Annotated in this window: 21 protein-coding genes; 14 read left to right on the top strand and 7 right to left on the bottom strand. The window is 73.0% G+C overall.

The features are described 5' to 3' along the window. Positions 1-27 precede the first annotated feature (27 nt). The gene (locus ACFVHI_RS23305; protein WP_063350104.1) at positions 28-228 is read left to right on the top strand and encodes an I78 family peptidase inhibitor; all 201 of its coding nucleotides are present in this window, start codon (positions 28-30) and stop codon (positions 226-228) included. 73 nt (positions 229-301) lie between these two features. On the opposite strand, the gene ACFVHI_RS23300 is transcribed toward ACFVHI_RS23305, so the two are convergent. Continuing rightward, entirely contained in the window at positions 302-1,069 is a 768-nt protein-coding gene (locus ACFVHI_RS23300; RefSeq protein ID WP_363377226.1) for a phosphatase PAP2 family protein, read from the bottom strand. A 231-nt stretch (positions 1,070-1,300) separates the two neighbouring features. Continuing rightward, the gene (gene fabG, locus ACFVHI_RS23295) at positions 1,301-2,068 is read right to left on the bottom strand and encodes a 3-oxoacyl-ACP reductase FabG (RefSeq protein ID WP_063350105.1); all 768 of its coding nucleotides are present in this window, start codon (positions 2,066-2,068) and stop codon (positions 1,301-1,303) included. 375 nt (positions 2,069-2,443) lie between these two features. On the opposite strand from fabG, the gene ACFVHI_RS23290 reads away from it, so the two are divergent. Continuing rightward, positions 2,444-3,340, top strand: a complete 897-nt coding sequence (locus ACFVHI_RS23290) for a MarR family winged helix-turn-helix transcriptional regulator (protein WP_244293510.1) — start codon at positions 2,444-2,446, stop codon at positions 3,338-3,340. A gap of 257 nt (positions 3,341-3,597) precedes the next feature. On the opposite strand, the gene ACFVHI_RS23285 is transcribed toward ACFVHI_RS23290, so the two are convergent. Next, positions 3,598-4,461 carry an aldo/keto reductase gene (locus ACFVHI_RS23285; protein WP_380342285.1) on the bottom strand — a complete coding sequence of 288 codons (864 nt, stop codon included), beginning with the start codon at positions 4,459-4,461 and terminating at the stop codon, positions 3,598-3,600. A 478-nt stretch (positions 4,462-4,939) separates the two neighbouring features. Here ACFVHI_RS23285 and ACFVHI_RS23280 point away from each other — a divergent pair, with 478 nt between their 5' ends. The 11 genes from ACFVHI_RS23280 (at position 4,940) to ACFVHI_RS23230 (ending at position 15,797) form a co-directional block, all read left to right on the top strand. Further along, positions 4,940-6,712 carry an ABC transporter transmembrane domain-containing protein gene (locus tag ACFVHI_RS23280; protein ID WP_380342282.1) on the top strand — a complete coding sequence of 591 codons (1,773 nt, stop codon included), beginning with the start codon at positions 4,940-4,942 and terminating at the stop codon, positions 6,710-6,712. A gap of 64 nt (positions 6,713-6,776) precedes the next feature. Beyond that, positions 6,777-8,549 (top strand): ABC transporter ATP-binding protein, encoded by a 1,773-nt coding sequence (locus tag ACFVHI_RS23275; protein WP_380342279.1) that lies wholly within the window; start codon positions 6,777-6,779, stop codon positions 8,547-8,549. Positions 8,550-8,698: 149 nt separating this feature from the next. Beyond that, positions 8,699-8,944, top strand: coding sequence for a LapA family protein (locus tag ACFVHI_RS23270; protein ID WP_363616943.1), 246 nt, complete (start codon positions 8,699-8,701; stop codon positions 8,942-8,944). Positions 8,945-8,991: 47 nt separating this feature from the next. Further along, positions 8,992-9,720 (top strand): amino acid ABC transporter ATP-binding protein, encoded by a 729-nt coding sequence (locus ACFVHI_RS23265; protein ID WP_063351563.1) that lies wholly within the window; start codon positions 8,992-8,994, stop codon positions 9,718-9,720. A gap of 9 nt (positions 9,721-9,729) precedes the next feature. Continuing rightward, positions 9,730-10,647: a glutamate ABC transporter substrate-binding protein gene (locus ACFVHI_RS23260; RefSeq protein WP_063350109.1), complete on the top strand. Its 918-nt coding sequence runs from the start codon at positions 9,730-9,732 to the stop codon at positions 10,645-10,647. 12 nt (positions 10,648-10,659) lie between these two features. Further along, positions 10,660-11,304 carry an amino acid ABC transporter permease gene (locus ACFVHI_RS23255; protein WP_063350110.1) on the top strand — a complete coding sequence of 215 codons (645 nt, stop codon included), beginning with the start codon at positions 10,660-10,662 and terminating at the stop codon, positions 11,302-11,304. Then, entirely contained in the window at positions 11,301-12,170 is an 870-nt protein-coding gene (locus ACFVHI_RS23250; protein WP_063350111.1) for an amino acid ABC transporter permease, read from the top strand. Before ACFVHI_RS23255 ends, ACFVHI_RS23250 begins: the two co-directional genes overlap by 4 nt. A 108-nt stretch (positions 12,171-12,278) precedes the next feature. Continuing rightward, positions 12,279-13,193 carry a LysR family transcriptional regulator gene (locus tag ACFVHI_RS23245; RefSeq protein WP_063350112.1) on the top strand — a complete coding sequence of 305 codons (915 nt, stop codon included), beginning with the start codon at positions 12,279-12,281 and terminating at the stop codon, positions 13,191-13,193. Between the two features lie 124 nt (positions 13,194-13,317). Continuing rightward, positions 13,318-13,899, top strand: coding sequence for a cysteine dioxygenase (locus ACFVHI_RS23240; protein WP_380342271.1), 582 nt, complete (start codon positions 13,318-13,320; stop codon positions 13,897-13,899). Between the two features lie 13 nt (positions 13,900-13,912). After that, positions 13,913-15,004, top strand: coding sequence for a YeiH family protein (locus tag ACFVHI_RS23235; protein ID WP_380342334.1), 1,092 nt, complete (start codon positions 13,913-13,915; stop codon positions 15,002-15,004). Positions 15,005-15,089: 85 nt separating this feature from the next. Next, a complete protein-coding gene (locus tag ACFVHI_RS23230; RefSeq protein WP_063350114.1) occupies positions 15,090-15,797 on the top strand; it encodes a hypothetical protein in 708 nt (235 codons plus the stop codon). A gap of 133 nt (positions 15,798-15,930) precedes the next feature. Here the strand turns inward: ACFVHI_RS23230 and ACFVHI_RS23225 are convergent, their stop codons facing one another. From ACFVHI_RS23225 to ACFVHI_RS23215, 3 genes are all read right to left on the bottom strand, one after another. Then, a complete protein-coding gene (locus ACFVHI_RS23225; RefSeq protein WP_380342268.1) occupies positions 15,931-17,688 on the bottom strand; it encodes a hypothetical protein in 1,758 nt (585 codons plus the stop codon). Between the two features lie 129 nt (positions 17,689-17,817). Beyond that, complete coding sequence (locus ACFVHI_RS23220; RefSeq protein WP_380342265.1) at positions 17,818-18,723, bottom strand: TetR/AcrR family transcriptional regulator; 906 nt, start codon at positions 18,721-18,723, stop codon at positions 17,818-17,820. Between the two features lie 33 nt (positions 18,724-18,756). Then, positions 18,757-19,266 (bottom strand): NUDIX hydrolase, encoded by a 510-nt coding sequence (locus ACFVHI_RS23215; RefSeq protein ID WP_380342262.1) that lies wholly within the window; start codon positions 19,264-19,266, stop codon positions 18,757-18,759. Between the two features lie 145 nt (positions 19,267-19,411). On the opposite strand from ACFVHI_RS23215, the gene ACFVHI_RS23210 reads away from it, so the two are divergent. Beyond that, complete coding sequence (locus tag ACFVHI_RS23210) at positions 19,412-20,635, top strand: serine hydrolase domain-containing protein (protein ID WP_063350118.1); 1,224 nt, start codon at positions 19,412-19,414, stop codon at positions 20,633-20,635. A 22-nt stretch (positions 20,636-20,657) separates the two neighbouring features. Here the strand turns inward: ACFVHI_RS23210 and ACFVHI_RS23205 are convergent, their stop codons facing one another. Continuing rightward, complete coding sequence (locus ACFVHI_RS23205) at positions 20,658-20,981, bottom strand: nuclear transport factor 2 family protein (protein ID WP_363377241.1); 324 nt, start codon at positions 20,979-20,981, stop codon at positions 20,658-20,660. Positions 20,982-21,248: the final 267 nt, after the last annotated feature.

Below are 21,248 nucleotides of genomic sequence, written 5' to 3'. Positions count from 1 at the left end.
TCCGTGGGGGAGAGCGGGGGAGACGTGATGACGGGGTCGGACGCGGCGGCGGACGCCGAGGGCTACGCGGGGCTGCGGATCGAACGGGCCCGGGAGCTGGCCCGGCGGCACGGCTGGGCCTCGGTCCGGGTGCTGGAGCCGGGGGCGATGATGACCATGGACCACCGTGAGGGCCGGCTCAACCTCGCGGTGCGCGACGGCGTGGTCGAGCGTAGCTGGGAGGGGTAGGGCCGCCCTCCCGGTGGTCGACCTTTCCGGCGGCCGGGGTGGCCGGTGGCCGCGGTGGTCGTGGCGTGCGGGCTCAGTGGCCCGGCCGACGGGCCAACCGCTGTTCGGCGGCGACGACCAGCGGCTCCAGCAGCGGCAGCGAGAGCAGTACCAGCAGTCCGGCGGCCCAGCCGGCCAGCACGTCGGTGACCCAGTGGGTGCCCAGGTAGAGCGTGGTCAGGCCGATCGAGCAGGCGGTGGCGGCGGCGATCACCGCGCCGGTGCGCCGCCAGCGGACCGCGAGGTAGGCGAGCACGCCCCAGGTGACGACCGCGTTGGCGGTGTGACCGGACGGGAAGATGGTGCCGCCGGAGAACAGTTCGGGCGAGCCGACGTACTGGGCGTAGTGCGGGCCGAGCCGGCCGGTGACGATCTTGACCGCGCCGACCGTGACGTTGAGCAGCAGCAGCGCGACGGCCATCACCAGCAGCGGGCGCAGCCGCCCCAGCCGGTGCGCGCGCCAGCCGAGCCAGACGAAGGCGGCGATGGCGGAGGGGCCGCGTTGCCCGGCGACCACCCAGGTGTCGAGCAGCGGTTCCAGGCTGGGCCAGCGTTCGTAGGGGCGGAACAGTCGGACCGACCAGTCGAGGTCGACCAGGGCGGTGTTGAGCAGGACACCGGCCAGGACCAGCAGGTAGGCGACGCAGGTCACGGCGAGCAGGGCGGCCTGTCGGCGGCCCATCGGCGGCCAGCCGGGCTCGCGGCGGTGGGCTCGTTCGGGGCTCGGGCGCTCGCGGTGGGTGGTGGTGAGCTGCTCCGGCCCCTGGTTCGGATAGGGCGCGGGGGTACTCGGGGCTTGCACGGGGGTGACCTTACCCATCCGGCCGGGGCTATTCCGGAGGGATTTGTCATTTTCCCGTGAAATCGACAATTGGCGGGGAGAGGTCCGCCCGGGGAGTGATTTCCGCGATTCTCGGATCGAATGCCAGTGTGGTGTTCGAATGATTCTGCAAAAGCCCCGGTAAAGAAAACGGAGTGGGCGGCCGGCGCGGCCGGCTTCCCACTCCGTGGTAACCCTGTGTAGGTTCCGTGCTCAGTCGAGGGGGCCGCCCGCGACGTAGATCACCTGCCCGGAGACGAAGCCGGCGCCCTCGCTCGCGAGGAAGGAGATGGTGTGGGCGACGTCCTCAGGCAGACCGACCCGCTGGACCGGGATCTGGGAGGCCGCAGCCCGCTTGAAGTCTTCGAAGTCCATGCCGACCCGGGCGGCGGTGGCCGCGGTCATGTCGGTGGCGATGAAGCCGGGGGCCACGGCGTTGGCGGTGATGCCGAACTTGCCCAGCTCAATGGCCAAAGTCTTGGTGAAGCCTTGCAGACCGGCCTTGGCGGCCGAGTAGTTGGCCTGGCCGCGGTTGCCCTGGGCGGACGAGGAGGACAGGTTGACGATGCGGCCGAAACCGGCGTCCACCATGTGCTTCTGCACCGCGCGGGTCATCAGGAAGGCCCCGCGCAGATGGACGTTCATGACCGTGTCCCAGTCGGACTCGGACATCTTGAAGAGCAGGTTGTCGCGGAGCACGCCCGCGTTGTTGACCAGCACGACGGGGGCGCCGAGCTCGGCGGCCACCCGGTCGACGGCGGCCTGCACCTGGTCGGCGTCCGAGACGTCGGCGCCCACGGCCAGGGCCCGGCCGCCGGCCGCGGTGATCCGGTCGACGGTGTCCTTCCCGGCGGTCTCGTCCAGGTCGAGGACGGCCACGGCGTAGCCGTCGGAGGCCAGTTGCACGGCGGTGGCGGCGCCCAGGCCGCGGGCGGCGCCGGTGACGACGGCGACCCGGGGGGCGGTGCTCTGCTCGGTCATGCTCGCTCTCGTCTCTCTCGGGGTGGTCTCCGCGGGGAGCGCCCCGGGGAGGGTGGCCACACCCTACCCGCGAGTAGGGAGGGCGAACAGGGTCGGAGAGTCGCGGGTGACGGTCGGTAAGGACCGACCGGTCGGCTTTCTACTGAGAACGGGTTACCGAGAGGGCGTGGCGGGCGCGTAAATATGCCAATGTTGCCGAACCTGCGTCTACTATCCGCCCCTGCCTGCCAGCAAGGGCCCGCCGTTTGTATAGTGTCCGCCAGCAGCCACCGGCTGCACGGCTGGAGCGCCCTCCCTCATAGCTGGACGCCCACTCGCCGTTACTGCCCCACCCGGGTGTCCCACACACACCGGGTGTGACATCGGGACGGATACATGGTGCTGGGGGAGATCCCGACGACCCGCGTGTCCGCGCGACTGCAACAGTCGCCCGGACACCTGATTCGCGTTGCACAGCAGGTTCACACCAGGCTGTGGTCCGAGCATGTCGGAGCCGATCTCACGGCTCCGCAGTTCGCCGTCCTGCTGGTCCTGGCCCTCGAACCGGGTGCCGACCAGCGGACGGTCGGCGAGCGAGCCTCGCTGGACAAGGCGACGATGGCGGAGATGGTCGCGCGGCTGGTCCGCCGCGGCTTGGTGCTGCGAAGGCGTGACCCGGCCGACGGCCGGCGAAAACTGCTCGCTCTCTCGCAGAGCGGTGCCCAGGCGGTGCGTGAGGCCACCGGCGGTGTGGTCCGCGTGCAGCGCACCCTGTTCGAGCCGCTGACGGCGGAGGAGCAGGTGGAGATCGTGCGGGTGATGGCCAAGATAGCCAGGCTGGAGCCCGCCGCGGTCGCCGTGTTCTCCGACACACGGCCGATACTGGACGCGCAGCGGGCGATCGGCTACCTGATCAGGGTGGGCCAGCAGGTGCACACCAAACTCTGGTCGGAGCACGTCGGTGCGGAGCTGACGGCTCCGCAGTACGCGGTGCTGGACGCGCTCGAACTGGAACCGGGCGCCGACCAGCGCACGGTCGGTGAGCTGGCCTCGCTGGACAAGGCGACGATGGCCGAGATGGTGAGCCGGCTGGTGCGCCGTGGTCTGGTGCAGCGCCGGCGCGACCCCTCGGACGGGCGCCGCAACCTGCTGTCGCTCTCGCCGGCGGGCCAGGACCTGCTGCACCGTTCGACGGCCGGCGTGGCCGAGGTCCAGCGGCTGTTGCTCGCCCCGCTGGACGAGAGTGAGCACGGGCCCGCGCTGGCGCTCCTCGGCAAGGCGGCGCGGCTCTAGAAGGATCCTTTGAGCGCCAGCCAAAACGATTCGCCAACGTACGGAAGGCCTGGTGTGCCGAAGGCTTGAGGCGTTGACGGCTCAAGGCGTTGATGACTCAAGCCGTTGACGGCTCAAGGTGCTGGTGGCCTGACGTGCCGGAGGCCGCTGCTCGTCGGCGCTGGTGGATCGCGGCACACCGAAGACCGCCCACCCCTGCAGGGGTGGGCGGTCGTTCGACATGACCGCTCGTCAGAGAAGTCGGACGGCGGGTGCCGTCAGTTCCAGTCGAACTCCTGCGGGTCCGGACCGATCCGCGTGCCGGTGGCGACACCGGCGATCGCGGCGAGGTCCTCGGCATCCAGCTCGAAGCCGGCGACGTCCAGGTTCTCCCGGATGCGGGCCGGGGTGACCGACTTCGGGATCGCGATCACGCCGCTCTGCAGGTGCCAGCGGAGCACCACCTGGGCGACCGTGCGGCCGTGCTTCTCGGCGATCTTCGCCAGCACCGGCTCGGCGAGCAGCTCCTTGCCCTGGCCCAGCGGGCTCCAGGCCTCGGTGGCGATGCCGTGCTGGGCGTGGAAGGCGCGCAGCTCGGTCTGCGGGAAGTACGGGTGCAGCTCGACCTGGTTCAGCACCGGGACGACCGAGGTCTCGTCGAGCAGTCGGGTGAGCTGCTCGGGCCCGAAGTTGGAGACGCCGACCGACTTGACCCGGCCGTCCGCCTTCAGCTGCTCGAAGGCCTTCCAGACGTTCAGGTAGCTGCCGTGCTTCGGGCGCGGCCAGTGGATCAGGTAGAGGTCGACGTAGTCGAGGCCGAGCTTGGCCAGCGACGCGTCGAACTCGCGCAGGACGGCGTCGCGGCCCTGCTCGCCGGACCAGTCGCGGGTGCCCGAGTTCCACAGCTTGGTGGTGATGTAGAGGTCCTCGCGGGCGACGCCGCCGGCCAGGGCCTCGGTGATCGCCTGGCCGGTGCCGGCCTCGTTCTCGTAGATGGCCGCGGTGTCGATGGAGCGGTAGCCCGCCTCGATCGCGGTGCGGACGGCGGTCGTGGCCTCGTCGTCCGGGACCTGCCACACGCCGAATCCGAGCTGCGGGATCTGCGCGCCGTCGTTCAGCGTGACGTTGGGGATGTTGCTCACGGGAAGGGGTGCCCTCCTGGTTGTCCGTCTGATTCCAGAAGGGGGCAACTGGGACCCGGGCGGGATTGTTCCCGCCGTTCGGGGGAATCTTGCGGGGCCGGAGGCCCGCTTCGGCGGGGATCCGGGGGCCGGGCGGCGAAAAAACCTGTTGCGCAGATCACATCGGGGTTGGCAGGCTCGTGGCCATGACCTCCTGAGATCCGGGCCCTTCGTGCCCTTCCCGCCCCCGTCCGGCCGTCCCGTCCGGCGGTCCCGTTCGGCGCCGCCCCGGACGCGCCGATGCCGCCGGGGCGAGGCGCCGCGCTGTCGCCCGCCGCCGCCCGTCTTCCGCTGTTCGCGCGAGTCGGGCCCGCCGTGCCGCGAGACCCGTGCCTCCGGCTCGTGACCTTCTCCCGGCGTGCCCGCTCACGCCTGCTCGCGCCCTCCAGCACCTCCAGGACCTCCAGCACCGTCCCGCACCCTCCTGTATCGGAGTGTCATGCTGCTCACCCCCCTGCCGTTGGCCGACCCCGGTAGTCCCGATCTCTCCTCGCCCCCGGCCTTCCTGCGCTGGCTCCAGCGCGGCCAGCGGCGCGGGCAGGTGCTCGCCACCTGCTGGGCGCTGTTGGAGATGGGCGGCCAGGCGGCGCTGCCGATAGCGCTCGGGTGGGGCGTGCAGGCCGCTGTCGACGGCGAGGCCGCCGGGATCTGGCGGGCCGGCGCCCTCGCGGTGGCGCTCGCCGTGCTGTCCGCGCTCGGTGCTGTGCTGCTGCACCGGCAGGCGATCTGGAACTGGATCCACGCGGCGTGCCACGTGAAGCAGTTGGTGGCCCGGCAGGCCTCTCACCTGGGCGCCGGGTTGTCCCGCCGGATCGCCACGGGAGAGGTCGTCGCGGTCGGCAGCGGGGACGTCGAGCGGATCGGCTGGTACGTCGAACTCGTCGCCCGGGTCCGGGCCGCGGTGATCGTCTGGCTGGCCGTCAGCTCGGCCGTGCTGGTCGTCGAACCGGTGCTCGGGGTCGGGGTGCTGCTCGGCGTCCCGGTGCTGGCGGCCGCCGTCTGGCCGCTGATCGGGCCGTTCGAGCGGCGGTACGAGCAGCAGCGCACGCTCGGCGGCAAGGCCACCGAGCTGGCCGCCGACACCGTGGCGGGGCTGCGGGTGCTGCGCGGCATCGGCGGCGAGGAACTGTTCCTCGACCGGTACCGGGCCGCCTCCCAGAAGGTCCGGGCCGCGGCCGTCCGATCGGCCCGGATCTGGTCGCTGATGCAGGCCCAACAGGTCCTGCTGCCAGGCCTGTTCGTGATCGGGGTGACGTGGTACGGCGCCCGGCAGGCGGCCGCGGGCGAGCTCGCCGTCGGCACCCTGATCGCCGTGTACGGCGCCACCGCCTTCCTCGCGGCGCCGCTGCGGATCCTCGGCGAGGCCGCGCACGCCTGGAGCGTCGCCCGGGTCTCCGCCGGGCGCGCCGTCCGGGTGCTCTCGCTCAGCCGCAGCAGCGGCGTGGCCGAGGCCTCGCTGAACAAGCCGGGGAACGCCGACCTGTTCGACCCGGCGACCGGGCTGACCGCGCGGGCCGGGGAGCTGACCGCGGTCGTCTGCGGGGACCCGGACTTCGCCGGGGCGCTCGCCGGGCGGCTCGGCGGGCACGTCCCGGCCGCCGAGGACGAGCCGGAGCAGCCCTCCGTCCGGCTCGGCGGGACGGAGCTGGACGCGGTGCCGCTGGCCGAGGCCAGGGCGGCGGTGCTGGTCCACGACAAGGAGCCGGTGCTGCTCTCCGGCACCCTGGCCGGGCTGTTCGACATCCCGTCCTCGGGGCGGGTCTCGGTGGCCGAGGCGCTGGCCGCCGCCCGGTCCGACGACGTACTGGAGGCCCTGGTGGACGGCTCGCCGGAGTGTGCGGGCGACGCGATGCTCGCCCGGATCACCGAGCGCGGGCGCTCGCTGTCCGGCGGGCAGCGCCAGCGGCTCGCCCTGGCCCGCGCGCTGCTGGCCGACCCGCCGGTCCTCGTCCTGGACGAGCCGACCAGCGCGGTGGACGCCCACACCGAGTCCAGGATCGCCACCGGACTGCGGGACACCCGGGCGGGGCACACCACCGTGCTCTTCGCGACCAGCCCGCTGCTGCTCGACCAGGCCGACCGGGTGGTGCTGCTGCGCGACGGCCGGGTGGCCGTGGCCGGGCGGCACCGCGACCTGATGCGGACCGAGCCGGCCTACCGGGCCGTGGTCACCCGCGAAGAGGAGCCGGCACCGGTGGGGGAGCCGGTATGAGCGGCCGCGTGGGCACCCGCGCCGTCCGCCCCGCCCGACCCGCCGCATACCTGAGGAGCACGTCATGAAGCCCCCCGTCCATGAGGAGCAGGGGCCGGCCACCACCCTGCCGGTCGGCTCACCGGCCGCCGTGCGCGCCTACCTGCGCCTGCTCGCCCGGCGCCACCGCCGAGGGTTCTCCGCGGTGGTGTCACTGCACTCGGTGGCCACCGTGGCCGGGCTGGTCGGCCCCTGGGTGCTCGGCAGCCTGGTCGAGTCGCTGGCCACCGGCACCGCCGAGGCCACCATCGCGGTCGCGGTCGGCTGGTACCTGCTGGCGCTGGTGGTGCAGTCCGCCTTCACCGGCTGGTCCCGGATGCGCGGTGCCGTCCTCGGCGAGCGGGTGCTGGCCGACCTGCGCGAGGACTTCCTGGTCCGCTCGGTCGCGCTGCCCACCGGTGTGCTGGAGCGGGCCGGCACCGGGGACCTGGTCTCCCGGGGCACCACGGACGTCGACCGGCTGGACAAGTCGGTGCGCGAGGCCGTGCCCGAACTCGCCGTCGCCATCGTGTCGTTGTTGCTGGTGATCGGCGCCCTGCTGGTCACCTCGCCGCTGCTCGCGCTCACCTCGCTGATCGGCCTGCCGCTGCTGCTGGCCAGCTCCCGCTGGTACTTCAAGCGCGCGCCGCAGTCCTACCGCAACGAGTCGGCCGGGTACGCCGCGGTGAACACCGTGCTGGCCGAGACGGTGGACGCCGGGCGGACGGTGGAGGCGCTGCGCCTGGGCGACCAGCGGATCGCCCTGACGGACCGCAAGCTGGGCGAGTGGCTCGCCTGGGAGCGCTACACCCTGTGGCTGCGCTCGGTCTGGTTCCCGACCATCGACGCGGTCTACTCCTCGGCGGTGCTGGCCACCCTGCTGCTCGGCGGGCTGTTCACCCTCAAGGGGTGGATCACCGTCGGCCAGTTGACCACAGGAGTGCTGTACGCGCAGATGCTGACCGGCCCGGTCGACCTGATCCTGCGCTGGTACGACGAGCTGCAGATCGGCCAGGCCTCACTGGCCCGGCTGGTCGGCGTCCGCGAGGTGCCGGAGCACGAGGGCGACGAGTCCAGCCACCCGGACGGCCGCCGGGTCGAGGCCCGGGACGTCCGGTTCGGCTACCGCGAGGGCGCCGACGTCCTGCACGGCATCAGCCTGGACGTCGCGCCGGGCAGCCGGGTCGCGCTGGTCGGGCCGTCCGGGGCGGGCAAGTCCACGCTGGGGCGGTTGCTGGCCGGGATCTACGCCCCCGGGCGCGGCAGCGTGACGCTCGGCGGGGCGGCGCTGGCGCGGATGCCGGCCGAGCGGGTGCGGGCGGAGGTCGCCCTGGTGAACCAGGAGCACCACGTCTTCGTCGGCACCCTGCGGGACAACCTGCGGCTGGCCGCGCCCGGGGCCGAGGACACCGAACTGCGCTCCGCGCTGGACGCGGTGGAAGCCGGCGGCTGGGTGGACGCGCTGCCGCACGGCCTCGACACCGAGGTCGGCTCCGGCGGTACCGCGCTGACCCCGCCGCAGGCCCAGCAGCTGGCGCTGGCCCGGCTGGTGCTGGCCGATCCGCACACCCTGGTGCTGGACGAGGCCACCTCGCTGCTGGACCCGCGCGCCGCCCGGCACCTGGAGCGCTCGCTCGCCCGGGTGCTGGAGGGCCGCACGGTGATCGCCATCGCCCACCGGCTGCACACCGCGCACGACGCGGACGTGATCGCGGTGGTCGAGGGCGGCCGGATCAGCGAGTACGGCAGCCACCCGGAGCTGGTCGCGGCCGGCGGCCCGTACGCGGCGCTCTGGCGCTCCTGGCGGGACGAGCGGTAGCGGGCCGGCGCCGTCGAACCCGTACGGCGCCGTTGACCCGTACGGCATTTCAAACCCGCACGGGGCCTGATTGCCCCGTGCGGGTTACTCCCTCGCCCATCAGGGCGTGTAACCGGGCAAATCGGATCCCCGGCCCGCAGACTGCTCCGGTGACCAAGATTTCGGACGGCTCGTCCGGCTCCAAACGCAGCGAGATCGCTGGGATCCCCACCCGGTACATCGGGATCGGCGTCATCGTCGTCCTCGCCGTGTGGTTCCTGTTCGCGAACCTCGACAAGGTGAAGATCCAGTTCTGGGTGTTCACCGTCACCGCGCCGCTCTGGATCGCACTGCTCGCCACGCTGCTCGCCGGCGGCGCGCTGGGCTGGCTGCTGAAGGGGCGTCGCGGCCGGTGACCAGCGCTCCCGGGCCGGCCCAGGCGGGGCCGTCGGCCTTCACGCCGCTGATCGAGGTGCGCGGCGTCAACAAGCACTTCGGGGACCTGCACGTCCTCCAGGACATCGAGCTGACCGTGGGCCGCGGCGAGGTCGTCGTGGTCATCGGACCGTCCGGCTCCGGCAAGTCGACGCTCTGCCGGGCGATCAACCGCCTGGAGCCGATCGAGGACGGCACCATCCTGATCGACGGCGAGCCGCTGCCCGAGGAGGGCAAGGGGCTGGCCCGGCTGCGCGCCGAGGTCGGCATGGTGTTCCAGTCCTTCAACCTGTTCGCGCACAAGACCGTGCTGCAGAACGTCTCGCTCGCGCAGATCAAGGTCCGCGGCCGGCCCCGGGCGGAGGCGGACGCCAAGTCCCGCGCCCTGCTGGAGCGGGTCGGGCTGGAGGCGCACGCCGACAAGTACCCGGCCCAGCTCTCCGGTGGCCAGCAGCAGCGGGTGGCGATCGCCCGGGCGCTGGCGATGGACCCGAAGGCGCTGCTGTTCGACGAGCCGACCTCGGCGCTCGACCCCGAGATGATCAACGAGGTGCTGGACGTCATGCGCCAGCTCGCCCACGAGGGCATGACGATGGTCGTGGTCACCCACGAGATGGGCTTCGCCCGGGCCTCCGCCAACCGGGTGGTCTTCATGGCCGACGGTCGGATCGTCGAGGACCGCGCCCCGGAGGACTTCTTCAACGCTCCGGAGAGCGAGCGCGCCCGGGACTTCCTGTCCAAGATCCTGAAGCACTGAGGCGGCGCCGTGACGAGGAAGACCACCGCCGCCCGGGGCCGGACGGCGCTCGCCGCCGTCCTGCTGCTCGCCGTGCTGGCCGCCGGCTGCGGCAAGCCCGGCACCCCGCCGCCCAAGGGCCCGCAGGCGAGTGCGCTGCCCAGCTACCAGGTGCGCGACGCCGCCTCCATCACCGGCTCGCCGACCCTGGACGCCGCCCGGAGCCGGGGCCACCTGGTGGTCGGCGCCAAGGAGGACCAGCCGTACCTGGGCGAGAAGAACCCGGCCACCGGCGTGTACTCCGGCTTCGACATCGAGATCGCCAAGATGGTCGGCGCCTACCTGGGCTTTCCGCCGGACCGGATCGAGTTCAAGACCATCGCCTCGGCCAACCGCGAGACCGCGCTGCAGAACGGCCAGGTGGACTTCTACGTCGGCACCTACACCATCAACGACAACCGGAAGAAGCTGGTCGGCTTCGCCGGACCGTACTTCATCGCCGGGCAGTCGCTGCTGGTGCGCAGGAACGACAACACCATCCACGGCCCGCAGGACCTGGACGGTAAGAAGGTCTGCTCGGCGGCCGGCTCGACCCCGTACCAGCGCATCCAGTCGCAGTTCCCGAAGGCGAAGCTGATCGGCTACGACACCTACTCGGCCTGCGTGGACAACCTGATCACCGGCCAGGTCGACGCCGTCACCACGGACAACGCGATCCTGCTGGGCTACGCGGCCAAGGCGCCGGACGAGCTCAAGGTGGTCGGCCCGCTGTTCTCCCAGGAGCCGTACGGGATCGGCACCCCGAAGAACGACACCGTGCTGCGCCTGGCCCTGGACGACGCGCTGGCGCAGAACGAGCAGAACGGCGACTGGAAGAAGGCCTACGACGCGACCCTGGGCCTGTCCGGGGAGCCGGCGCCCACACCGCCGCCGATCGACCGGTACTGAGAGGGCCGCGCCGTGAAAACGCTGACCGACAACTGGTCGACCTACTGGGAGGGCTTCCTCGGCACGCTCTCGCTGTTCGCGGTGAGCGCCGTGCTGTCGCTGGTGCTGGGAGTGATGATCGCGGGCTTCCGGGTCTCGCCGGTCCGGCCGCTGCGGGTGTTCGGGACGGCGTGGGTGACGCTGCTGCGCAACACGCCGCTGACCCTGCTGTTCTTCATCGTGGTGCTGGGCCTGCCGCGCTTCAACATCACGCTGCCGTTCTTCGTCTTCGCGGTGGCCGCGCTCGGCTGCTACACCTCGGCCTTCGTCTGCGAGGCGATGCGCTCGGGCATCAACACCGTGCCGGTGGGGCAGGGGGAGGCGGCGCGCAGCCTGGGCATGAGCTTCGGGCAGACGATGAGTGTGGTGGTCATGCCGCAGGCGTACCGGTCGGTGGTCGCGCCGATCGGCAGTGTGATGATCGCGCTGGCGAAGAACACGGCGATCGCCGGCTCGTTCAGCGTCACCGAACTGCTCGGCACCTACCGGACGATCAACGAGCTGGGCTACAGCATCATCTGGACCTTCGTCTGGATCGCCGTCGGCTACCTGATCATCACCCTGGCCGTCAGCGCCGTCTTCAACCTGCTGGAACGACGAGTGGCGGTGTCGCGATGACCGTTGGATCCTCGGCGCTGTACGACATCCCCGGTCCGAAGGCGCTCGCCCGCCACCGGCTGTACGGCGGGATCGCGCTGCTGCTGATCGCGGCGCTGATCGGCTGGATCGTCTACATGCTCTTCCACACCCACCAGTTCACGTACCAGAAGTGGATGCCCTTCGAGTACCGGGGCGTCCAGGACCTGCTGCTGAGCGGGCTCGGCAACACCCTCAAGGCCTTCGGCTGGACGGTGCTGTTCGCGCTGCCCTTCGGCGCGCTGTTCGCGGCGGGGCGACTGTCCGACCACAAGGTGGTGCGGGTGCTCTCCACGGTGGTGGTGGAGTTCTTCCGGGCCATGCCGCTGCTGGTGATGATCTTCTTCGTCTTCGTCGCGCTCAAGGTGCAGCCGCTGTGGGCGCTGGTGGCCGGGCTGGTGCTGTACAACGGCTCGGTGCTGGCCGAGGTCTTCCGGGCCGGCGTGCTCGCGGTGCCCAAGGGGCAGCGCGAGGCGGCCTACGCGCTCGGCCTGCGCAAGACTCAGGTGATGACGTACGTGCTGGTGCCGCAGGCCAACCGGGCCATGCTGCCGGCCATCATCAGCCAGCTGGTGGTCGCGCTCAAGGACACCTCGCTGGGCTTCCTGATCACCTACGAGGAGTTCCTGCATGCGGGCAAGCTGATCGCCACCAACCTCGACTACGACCTGCCGTTCATCCCCGTGGTGATCGTGATCGCGCCGATCTACATCGGCATGTGCCTGCTGCTCTCCTGGCTCGCCCGCTGGGTCGAGCGCCGCAGCCGGCGCAGCCCGAGCATGCGGGGCGGGGCGCCGGTGGTCAAGGCCGGGGTGGCGATGGGGCTGCCGCCGTCCGCGCAGCAGTGAGAAGGCTGGTTCGATCCTGAACCATAGGTGCGGGTGGGGATAGAGCGGGCACCTCCAATTTCCTCTTATGATTGCGGAGGCTCGACGACGACGACCGGGGGAGGGGCCATGGAGCCGGTATTCGACTCACGGCACATCAGGACGTTCCACGAGGTCGTCAGAGCAGGCTCCTACTCGGCCGCCGCCCGCGAGCTCGGCTACACCCAGCCCGCCATCACCCAGCAGATGAAGGCGCTCGAACGCACCGTCGGCGTCGCGCTGTTCACCCGGGCCGGGCGCGGACTGCGGCTCACCGAGGCGGGCGAGGCGCTGTCCCGGCACGCCGAACTGATCCTCGGCAGCCTCTCCGCCGCCCAGCAGCAGCTCGCCGCGCTCGCCCGGTTGCGGGCCGGGCGGGTGCGGGTCTGCGCCTTCCCCAGCGCCAACGCCACTCTGATACCCGAGGCGATGGCCCGGCTGCTCGCCGAACACCCCGGTGTGCGGGTCGAGCTGCTGGAGGCCGAACCGCCGGACTCCGTCCAGCGACTGCTGCGCGGGGAGTGCGACATCGCGCTGGCCTTCCGCTACCCCGGCGGCGCGACCGAGGTGCCCGACGGGCTGGACGAGATCCCGCTGATGGAGGACCTGCTCACCGTATTGCTGCCGGTCGGACACCCGCTCGGCCGTCGGCACGCCGTTCGGCTCGTCGACCTCGACGGCGAGCGCTGGATCGCCGGGTGCCCGCGCTGCCGGGCCAACCTGCTGAACGTCTGCGCGGAGGAGGGCTTCGCGCCGGACATCGTGTTCTCCACGGACGACAACCTCGCGGTCCAGAGCCTGGTCGCCGCCGGGGTCGGGATCGCGCTGATGCCCGCGCTGGTGCTCTCCTTCATGTGCCACCGCAAGGTCACCGGGCGGGCCGTCGAACCGCACCTGCGCCGGCAGGTGAGCGCGTACGTGCTGCGCGAGCACCGGCGGATACCGGCCACCGGGCTGGTGCTGGACCATCTGCGGCGGGCGGCGGCCAGTCGGATCGGGTGCTGACCGGATCGGGTGCTGAGTCGTGGCTCCGGTGGGTGCTCGCCGGGGCGATTCATAAGCTGAAGTTGGGGGGAAGCTTAAGAACCATCGTTGGACGTGATGGGTCGGTGCAGCCGAACCTGCTGGCATGACACCCCCAGCCACGGTCGGCAGCGACCGGCTCACCGAGCGGATGACCGCCCTGATCGGCGAGATCCGTGCCGTCGTGGACCGCGGACTGCCCCCGGAACTCACCGCCTACCTGGTCGGCGAACGCCTCGCCCCGCACCTGCACGCCGACCCCGACGGGCCCGACGCGCTGCTCACCCCCGCCCAGCGCGAGGGCGACCCGAAGCGCTACCGCCAGCACGTCCTGCACGCCGAGGAGGACGGCGGCTTCTCCGTCGTCGCCCTGGTCTGGCTGCCCGGCCAGCAGACCCCGATCCACGACCACGTCTCCTGGTGCGTGGCCGGCGTCCACCAGGGCCAGGAGAGCGAGACCCGCTACCGGCTGGTCTCCGACGGCCGCACCGCCCACCTCGTCGAGACCGAGCACGTGGCCGGCCCGGCCGGCACCGTCGCGGCCTTCGCCCCGCCCGGTGACATCCACCTGGTGCGCAACGCCTGCAACAGCACCGCCATCTCCATCCACGTGTACGGCGCGGACGTCTCGCGGCTCGGCACCAGCATCCGGCGCGTCTACCGGCTGCCCGCCGACCAGCAGCAGTGAGGGCGGCGTGGCACTGACCCTCCGGGAGCGCGCCACGCGCACCCGCTCACTGCCCCCGCTCGGCGGGGACGCCCCCGGCCTGCTGCTCGCGGCGGCCGGGGTGGCCGCCGCGATCGCCGTCCACGCGGCCGTGCCCGCCGTGCCCAAGCTCACCGCCGCCGTCGTGCTCGGCATGGCGGCGGCCCACCTGCCCGGGCTGCGCCCGGTGGTGCGCGGGGTGGCCCGGCCAGGGCTGTCCATGGCCGGCAAGCGGCTAATGCGGCTCGGGATCGTCCTGCTCGGGCTCAAGCTCAGCCTGGACGACGTGCTCGGCCTCGGCTGGGCCACCGTCGCCATGGTGCTCGCGGTGGTCGCGGCCACCTTCACCGGCACGCTCTGGCTCGGCCGGCGGCTCGGTCTGCCGGGCGACCAGCCGCTGCTGGTCGCCACCGGGTACTCCATCTGCGGGGCCTCGGCGATCGGCGCGGTCAGCCAGGCGGCCGGCAGCGAGGAGGAGGACGTCGCCTCCTCGGTGGCCCTGGTCACCCTGTGCGGGACGCTGGCCATCGCCGTGCTGCCGCTGCTCCAGCAGCCGTTCGGGCTGGGCGACGTGGAGTTCGGGCGGTGGGTCGGCGCGAGCGTGCACGACGTCGGGCAGGTGGTCGCCACCGCGCAGACCGGCGGGGTGGGTGCGCTGCGGGAGGCCGTCCTGGTCAAGCTGATGCGGGTGGTGCTGCTGGCGCCGCTGGTCGCCGGGATGGCCATCGCGGTGCGGCGCCGGGCGCGACGGGACGGGGCGGCCGTCGTCGGGGCGGGCCAGGAGTCGGGGGAAGACCCTGCGAAGAACCCGGTCAAGACCGGCAGCCGCCCGCCGATCGTCCCGCTGTTCGTGGCGGGGTTCCTCGCGATGATCGTGCTGCGGACCACCGGGGTGCTTCCGGAGCGGGCGCTCACCCTCGCCGGGGACGCCCAGGAACTGCTGCTGGCCGCCGCGCTGTTCGGTCTCGGCAGCGCCGTGCACCTGCCGACCATGGTCCGCACCGGCGGGCGGCTCGCCCTGCTCGGGCTCGGCTCCTGGGTGGTCGTCGCGGGCGTCTCCTACGCCGGGGTGCTGGTCACGACGTGACGGGCGCAGAGGTGGACTCGGCTATTGTCGGGCGGGTACTCGTCCGCCGGGACGCTCCTGCACCCGAGTCCGCTGAGGAAGCCGCATGTCCACCGCACTGCCCGAACGGGACGCTCACGAGGCCGTCGTCACGCTCGACCGGCGGGACGGCCCGTTCGGCGAGGTGGTACTGCGCCGGCGCGGTCGGCACTTCGAGATCATCGCCAACGGCTGCTTCCTGATGGACACCGCCGACGGCCGTTCCGAACGCCTGCTGATCCAGGCGGCGTTGGACGAACTGGACCGCACCGGCGCCCCCGCAGAGCCCTCGGTGCTGATCGGAGGCCTCGGCGTCGGCTTCTCGCTGGCGTACGCGGCGGCCGAGCCGCGCTGGGGGCGGATCGCCATCGTCGAGCGCGAGACCGCCATCATCGACTGGCACCGGAACGGGCCGCTCGGCGCCTTCTCCGGCGGCGCGCTGGAGGACCAGCGGGTCCAGGTCCTCCACACCGACCTGCTGGAGTACCTGGCGGCGGCCGACGGCGAGCGCTACGACGCGCTGTGCCTCGACATCGACAACGGCCCGGACTGGACCGTCACCGACTCCAACGCCGGGCTGTACGGCGCCGACGGGCTCGCGGTGCTCTGGCACCGGCTGCAGCCGGGCGGGGTGCTGGCGGTGTGGAGCGCCCAGCCCTCCGCTGACTTCGAGGAGGCGCTGCGGGCGGTGGGCTTCTCCGACGTCGTCACGCACGAGATCCCGGTCAGCCGCGGCGTGCCGGACGTGGTCCACCTGGCCCGGCGCGCGGGCTGACGGCGCAGGGCCTCGCCAACCCTCCTGCCGCGTCCGGGTGTTGTCCGTGGCAGCGGCCAACTGTCGGCTCTCGGCGTCGCGTTGTCGCGGCCCCCTGGGGTTGGATCCGGTCGGAGGGGGCCGTTGCCGGGGCTCAGCCGAACGGCCTGGTCTCCGGGCCCGAAGCCTCCGCCGCGTCGGTCTCCGTCGCTTCGTCCGGGGTGGACGGGAGGCTTTCCGGGGCGAAGGGGTTGAAGTCCGGCGGGGGCACCATGACGGGCGTGCCCTTGCGCGGGGCGTCCTGCGCGGGAACGGCCTGCGCGGGAACGGCCTGCGCGGGAACGGTCGGCGGCGCGGAAGGCGGCGGCGGGACGGCCGGGCCCTGCGCCGCGAGCGTGGTGCCGAACGGGTCCGACTGGTCGGCCGTCACCGTGCCGAACGGGTCGGTGGTCGGGGCGGCCGCTGCCGGGGACGTGTCCGGGGTGGGCGGGAGGCTTTCCGGGGCGAAGGGGTTGAAGTCCGGCGGGGGCACCATGACCGGCGTACCCTTCCGCCGGGCTGGCGCCGCCTGCGGCTCGGCGTCGGCCGGGGAGGCCTCCGCGACGGGCGCGAACGGGTTGAAGTCCTCGGGCGGGAGCTGCACCGGCGTGCCGCGCAGGTCAGCCGGCGCCTCCTCCGCCTCTTCCGGCTCCTTCTCGACGGGAGCGGGAGTGGCAGCAGGTGTGGCGGGCGCGGGTGCGGGCACGGCGCCGGCCACCTCCCCGTCCCAGCCGAACTGAACGCTCTTCAGCAGCTCCGCGAACGCCCGCGTGTACAGGTCCCAGTCCTCCGGCTGCGCCGTGGACAGCTGGACGCAGAGCACGGTGCCGCCGTCCGGCAGCGGGACGAAGGCCTCGACCGCCGAGGTGACCACCCAGCGCCGCTGCCCGTCGGCGGACAGCGGCCCCGGCACCGGGACGGTCCGTCCCTCGACCAGGACGGCGGCCGGCCCGGCCGGCAGCAGGACCGTCCACACCTCGGCGTGCCGCCGGACGGTGGCGAGTTCGGTGGCGAGCGCGGTGATCGGCAGCGGGTGCCGGGCGAGCGAGACGACGAGGGCGGCGTCGGAGGCCCGGCCGTCCACGTCCAGCGCGCAGACGCCCGCGTAGACCGTGCCGGCGTCGTGGACCAGGTCGGCGAGGGTGGCGGCGATGACCGCGAAGTCGCGGCGCCGCTCCGGACCGTCACCGCTGAACAGCTCCTCGGCGACCTCGGCCAGATGCCCGGTCAGTTCCTCGGCGGCCGCGGCGGTGGCCGGGGCGACGTCGCCCGCCCCGCCCGCCGGCGCGGGCACCGTACGGGAGCAGACCCCGGCCGGACCACCGGGGGAGGTCAGCGGGTGGAAGCCGGGCGGGACCACCAGCCGGACCTCGGCACCCGCGCCGGTGGCCAGTTCGACCGGCTGGCGGGTCTGCTGCCCGGCGGCCAGCGCGGCCAGTGCCGGGGCGAACGGCGGGCGCAGCTTGGGGTCGGCGAACTCGCCGGTGACCGGCAGGTGGAACAGCGCGGCCGAGGTGGTGCCCCGGTCGGCGATCGCGCCGCGCACCGCCCCGCCGCCGTAGCGGGTGTGGAGGGCGGCGGTCACCCGGTCGGCGACCCGGGCGCCGCTACCGGGGCGGGCCGTGCCGGCGGTGAGCACCGTGCCGAGCCGGTCCACGGCCGCGTGCACCGGGCCGTTCGGGGCCAGCGGGAGGCCGAACAGTGCCTCGGCGGCGGGGTGTTCAGCCGGGCGCAGGGTGCTGAGCGAGGCCGCCGGATGGCGGGAGGTGCGCTCGTCGAAGAGGGCGTCGGTGAGCGTGCCGAGGGTCGCGCAGACCTGCTCCGCCGCTGCGAAGGGATTGGCCTCCGCGCTGAACTGGACGTCTTGGGTCAACTGTTGAGCCCCCCGCTCTGCTGCGTCTGCGGTCCGCTGGTTCGGGTGGGTCCGCGCGCGCCGTGGCGGCGTGCCGTCGGATCCGTGCTCATTCCTATCAGAGCCCGCTGTCGGGACCGAACCGGCGGATCACCCGATGGGAGCCGCGGCCGTTTCGCCCGTGGCCTGCGGGGACGTTTCGCCGGACGGTGCGGTGGCGAGCGCGGTGACCGCCTCGGCGATCCCGGGGACGGCGAACAGTCCGGCGAGCTCCCGCACCAGGCGCCCGGTCGGGCCGTCAGGACGCTCGTCCGCGAAGAACGAGGCGAGTTCGGCGGCGAGCGCCGGTTCCCGGGCGGCGGTGAGAGTGAGGGTGGCGACGAACTCCTGCACCAGGTGCAGCTGCAGGTCCTCCAACGGCACCGAGCGTTCGGCCAGCCACTCCAGGGAGGTGATCTCGGCGTTGGCGATCCAGGCCCGGACGGTCAGCCGCAGTCCGGGGCTCGGCGCGGGGATCGCCAGGTGGGAGAGGATCTGGTCGTGGGCGGCCCGCCGCACCTCGTCGATCACCGCCGAGGTGCCCGCGCTGGCCGCCACCGAGCCGCCGCGCAGCAGCGCCGCGAAGCCGGGCCCGTGGCTCTGCACGAAGTCCAGGTAGCGGCCCATCACCCGGTACAGCCGCTCGGACAGCGGCCCGTCGGCGGGCTCCTCGAAGCGCGCCGAGAGCTCCCGCCCGGCCCGCCGCAGCGACTCCTCGTACAGCGCCTGCTTGCCGGGGAAGTAGTGGTACACCAGCGGCCGGGAGGCCCCCGCGGCGGCGGCGATGTCGTCGATCGACACCTCTTCGGGCGGGCGCCGGCTGAACAGCTCCAGCGCGACGGCGATCAGCTGTTCGCGCCGCTCGTCCACGCTGAGCCTGCGGCGCGGCCGCTCACCGGCAGCCGCCCGGCCTGGCGTCCGGCCCGCCGCCCGGTCCGGGGCCTGCTCCGGGGCCTGCTCCGGGGCGGGGGTCCGTGCAGCGCGGGCGGCCGTCGGCGACGGCGTACGGGAGGCCATGCGCGCCACCCTATCCGCCGTCCGGGGCGGGGCCTATGCGGCGTGGAGGTCCAGGTAGCGGCGGTAGGCCTCGCGGCCGTCGGGGACGAAGTGGTCGCGGGCGAGGCGGTCGGCGAGCTCGGCGGGGGTGAGCCAGGCGTGCCAGGCGACCTCGGACTCCTGCGGCTGGACCGGGCCGTCCCACTCGGCCTCGTACATGTCGCTCCACCAGGAGAGCCGGTCCTGCCGGAAGAGGAACTTGAAGAGCGGGCGCGGGGTGATCCCGTGCACGCCGAGCTCCTCCTCGGCCTCGCGGACGGCGGCCTCGGCGTACGTCTCGCCGGAGCCGACCACGCCGCCGACGAACATGTCGTACGCGCCGGGGGCGAACAGCTTGGTGTCGGTGCGGCGGTGGACGAAGATCCGCCTGGCCGGGTCGCGGACCAGGATGAAGACGCACCGGTGGGTGAGCCCCTGCCGGTACACCTCCCCGCGCAGCGCCGTCCCGATCACCCGGTCGTGCTCGTCGACGACGTCCAGCAGTTCTTCGGCAGGGTTGGTCATGACGGACAGGTTAGGGTTTCGGGGCCCGCTTCGAACGATTTTCGAGTGCGATCCGAGCTCGATTCGCATGTGATCCGCATGTGATTCGTGCGCGATCGGACGCGGGCGGGAACGCAGGAACCGGACAGGCTGAGGGTGGCGCGCGGTGGTGGAGATCTGGGGCGAGACGGCCGAGGGGTTCGAGCCCGTACGGGAGGCCTTCGCGCGGAACTTCCACGAGTACGGCGAACTGGGCGCGGCCTTCGCGCTGTACGTGCGCGGTCGCAAGGTGGTCGACCTGTGGGGCGGTGACGCCCGGCCCGAGGTCGGCGGGCGGCCCGCGCCGGCGGTGCCCTGGACGGCGGACACCGCCCAGGTGCTGCGCTCGGTCACCAAGGGCCTGACCGCGACCACCGCGCTGCTGCTGGCCGAGCGCGGCCTGCTCGACCTGGACGCCCCGGTGGCCTCCTACTGGCCCGAGTTCGCGCAGGCCGGCAAGGGCGGGGTGCCGGTGCGCTGGCTGCTGTCGCACCAGGCCGGGGTGCCCGCGCTGGACGTGCCGCTGCGGCTGGAGGACGTGCTCACCTGGGAGCGCGCGGTGGCCGCGGTGGCCGCGCAGGCGCCCGCCTGGGAGCCGGGCACCGCGCACGGCTACCACCCGTACACCTTCGGCTGGCTGGTCGGCGAGGTGGTGCGGCGGGTGAGCGGGCGCACGATCGGCCAGTACTTCGCCGAGGAGATCGCCCGGCCGCTCGGGCTGGACCTGTGGATCGGGCTGCCGGCCGGGGCCGCGCCGAGGGTCGGCCGGCTGGTCGACCTGCCCGCCCCGGAGGCGGCCCGGACCGGGCCGAGCGGGCTGCGGCTGCGGCCCAAGCAGTCCGTCCGGGACGCCTACCAGGACCCGGCCTCGCTGACCGCGCGGTCCTTCGCCTCGGTGCGCCCCGGGGTGGACCTCAACGACCCGGCGGTGCAGGCCGCCGAGATCCCCGGCGCGGGAGGCATCGGCACCGCCCGCTCGCTGGCCCGGTTCTACGCGGCGCTGATCGGCGCCGCCGACCGCCCGGACGGCTCCGGCGCGCTGCTGCCGCCGCTGCTCGGGCCCGGGGTGCTGACCCGCGCGGTCGGGCCCGAGGTGAGCGGACCGGACCGGGTGCTGATCGTCAACTCCACTTTCGGCCTGGGCTTTTGGCGGCACGGCCCGACCGCGCCGATGGCCTCCCCGGCGAGCTTCGGCCACCCCGGCCGGGGCGGCTCGCTGGGCTTCGCCGACCCGGAGCTCGGGCTGGGCTTCGGCTACGTCACCAACGGCATGCAGCCGGGCGTCACCGGCGACATCCGCTCGCGCAACCTGATCCGTGCGGTGCGGGGGTGCCTGGGGCTGTCCGGGTAGCGGCGGGCGCGGTCCCGAGCCGTCAGGCCTGGCCGGTCTCGAAGCGGGTGATCTTCGGGCCGGTGAGGGTGAAGCGCCAGGCGGTGCGCATCTCGCCCCAGGTGTCGTTGGTGAAGTTGGCGATCAGCGCGTGGCCGCCGTCCGATTCGGTCTGGACGTCCATCCGGCCGCGGACGGTGAAGATCTCCTTGTCGATCCACTGGGGCAGGTCGCGGTCGGAGCCGTCGTCGGACATGGTCGCGTCCGGGGTGAGGGTGGCCAGGAAGGCGTCGCGGTCGCCCGCGTTGACCGCGGCGACGAAGGCGCGCACGGTGGGGTCGGAGAGCTTGGCGGGGGAGATGGTCATCGGGACTCCCGGGGGTGAGGGACGGGGAGTCCTGTCTACGGCGTTCGCCGGGTGTGTTCGGGCATGTCGGCGGCGCGTCGAGAAAATCGCGCATTCATGTGCTTAGATCCCGAAATGGGCGTTTTGCCCTACGGAGGGTTGCGCAGCGTGGACGTCCCAACGGGCGTTCGCGGTGCGGCCACGGGGAGTGGCGGCGGAGCGGGAGGCCGGGACCGGCCGCCCGCTCCGTGTTTCTGGGGTTCCTGGTTCCTGGTTCCTGGTTCCTGG

It is taken from the genome of Kitasatospora sp. NPDC127121 (assembly GCF_042677305.1).
Taxonomy (GTDB): Bacteria; Actinomycetota; Actinomycetes; order Streptomycetales; family Streptomycetaceae; genus Kitasatospora.
The sequence above is the reverse complement of the archived record's forward strand: the minus strand, read 5'-3'. Positions and strand labels throughout refer to the sequence as shown.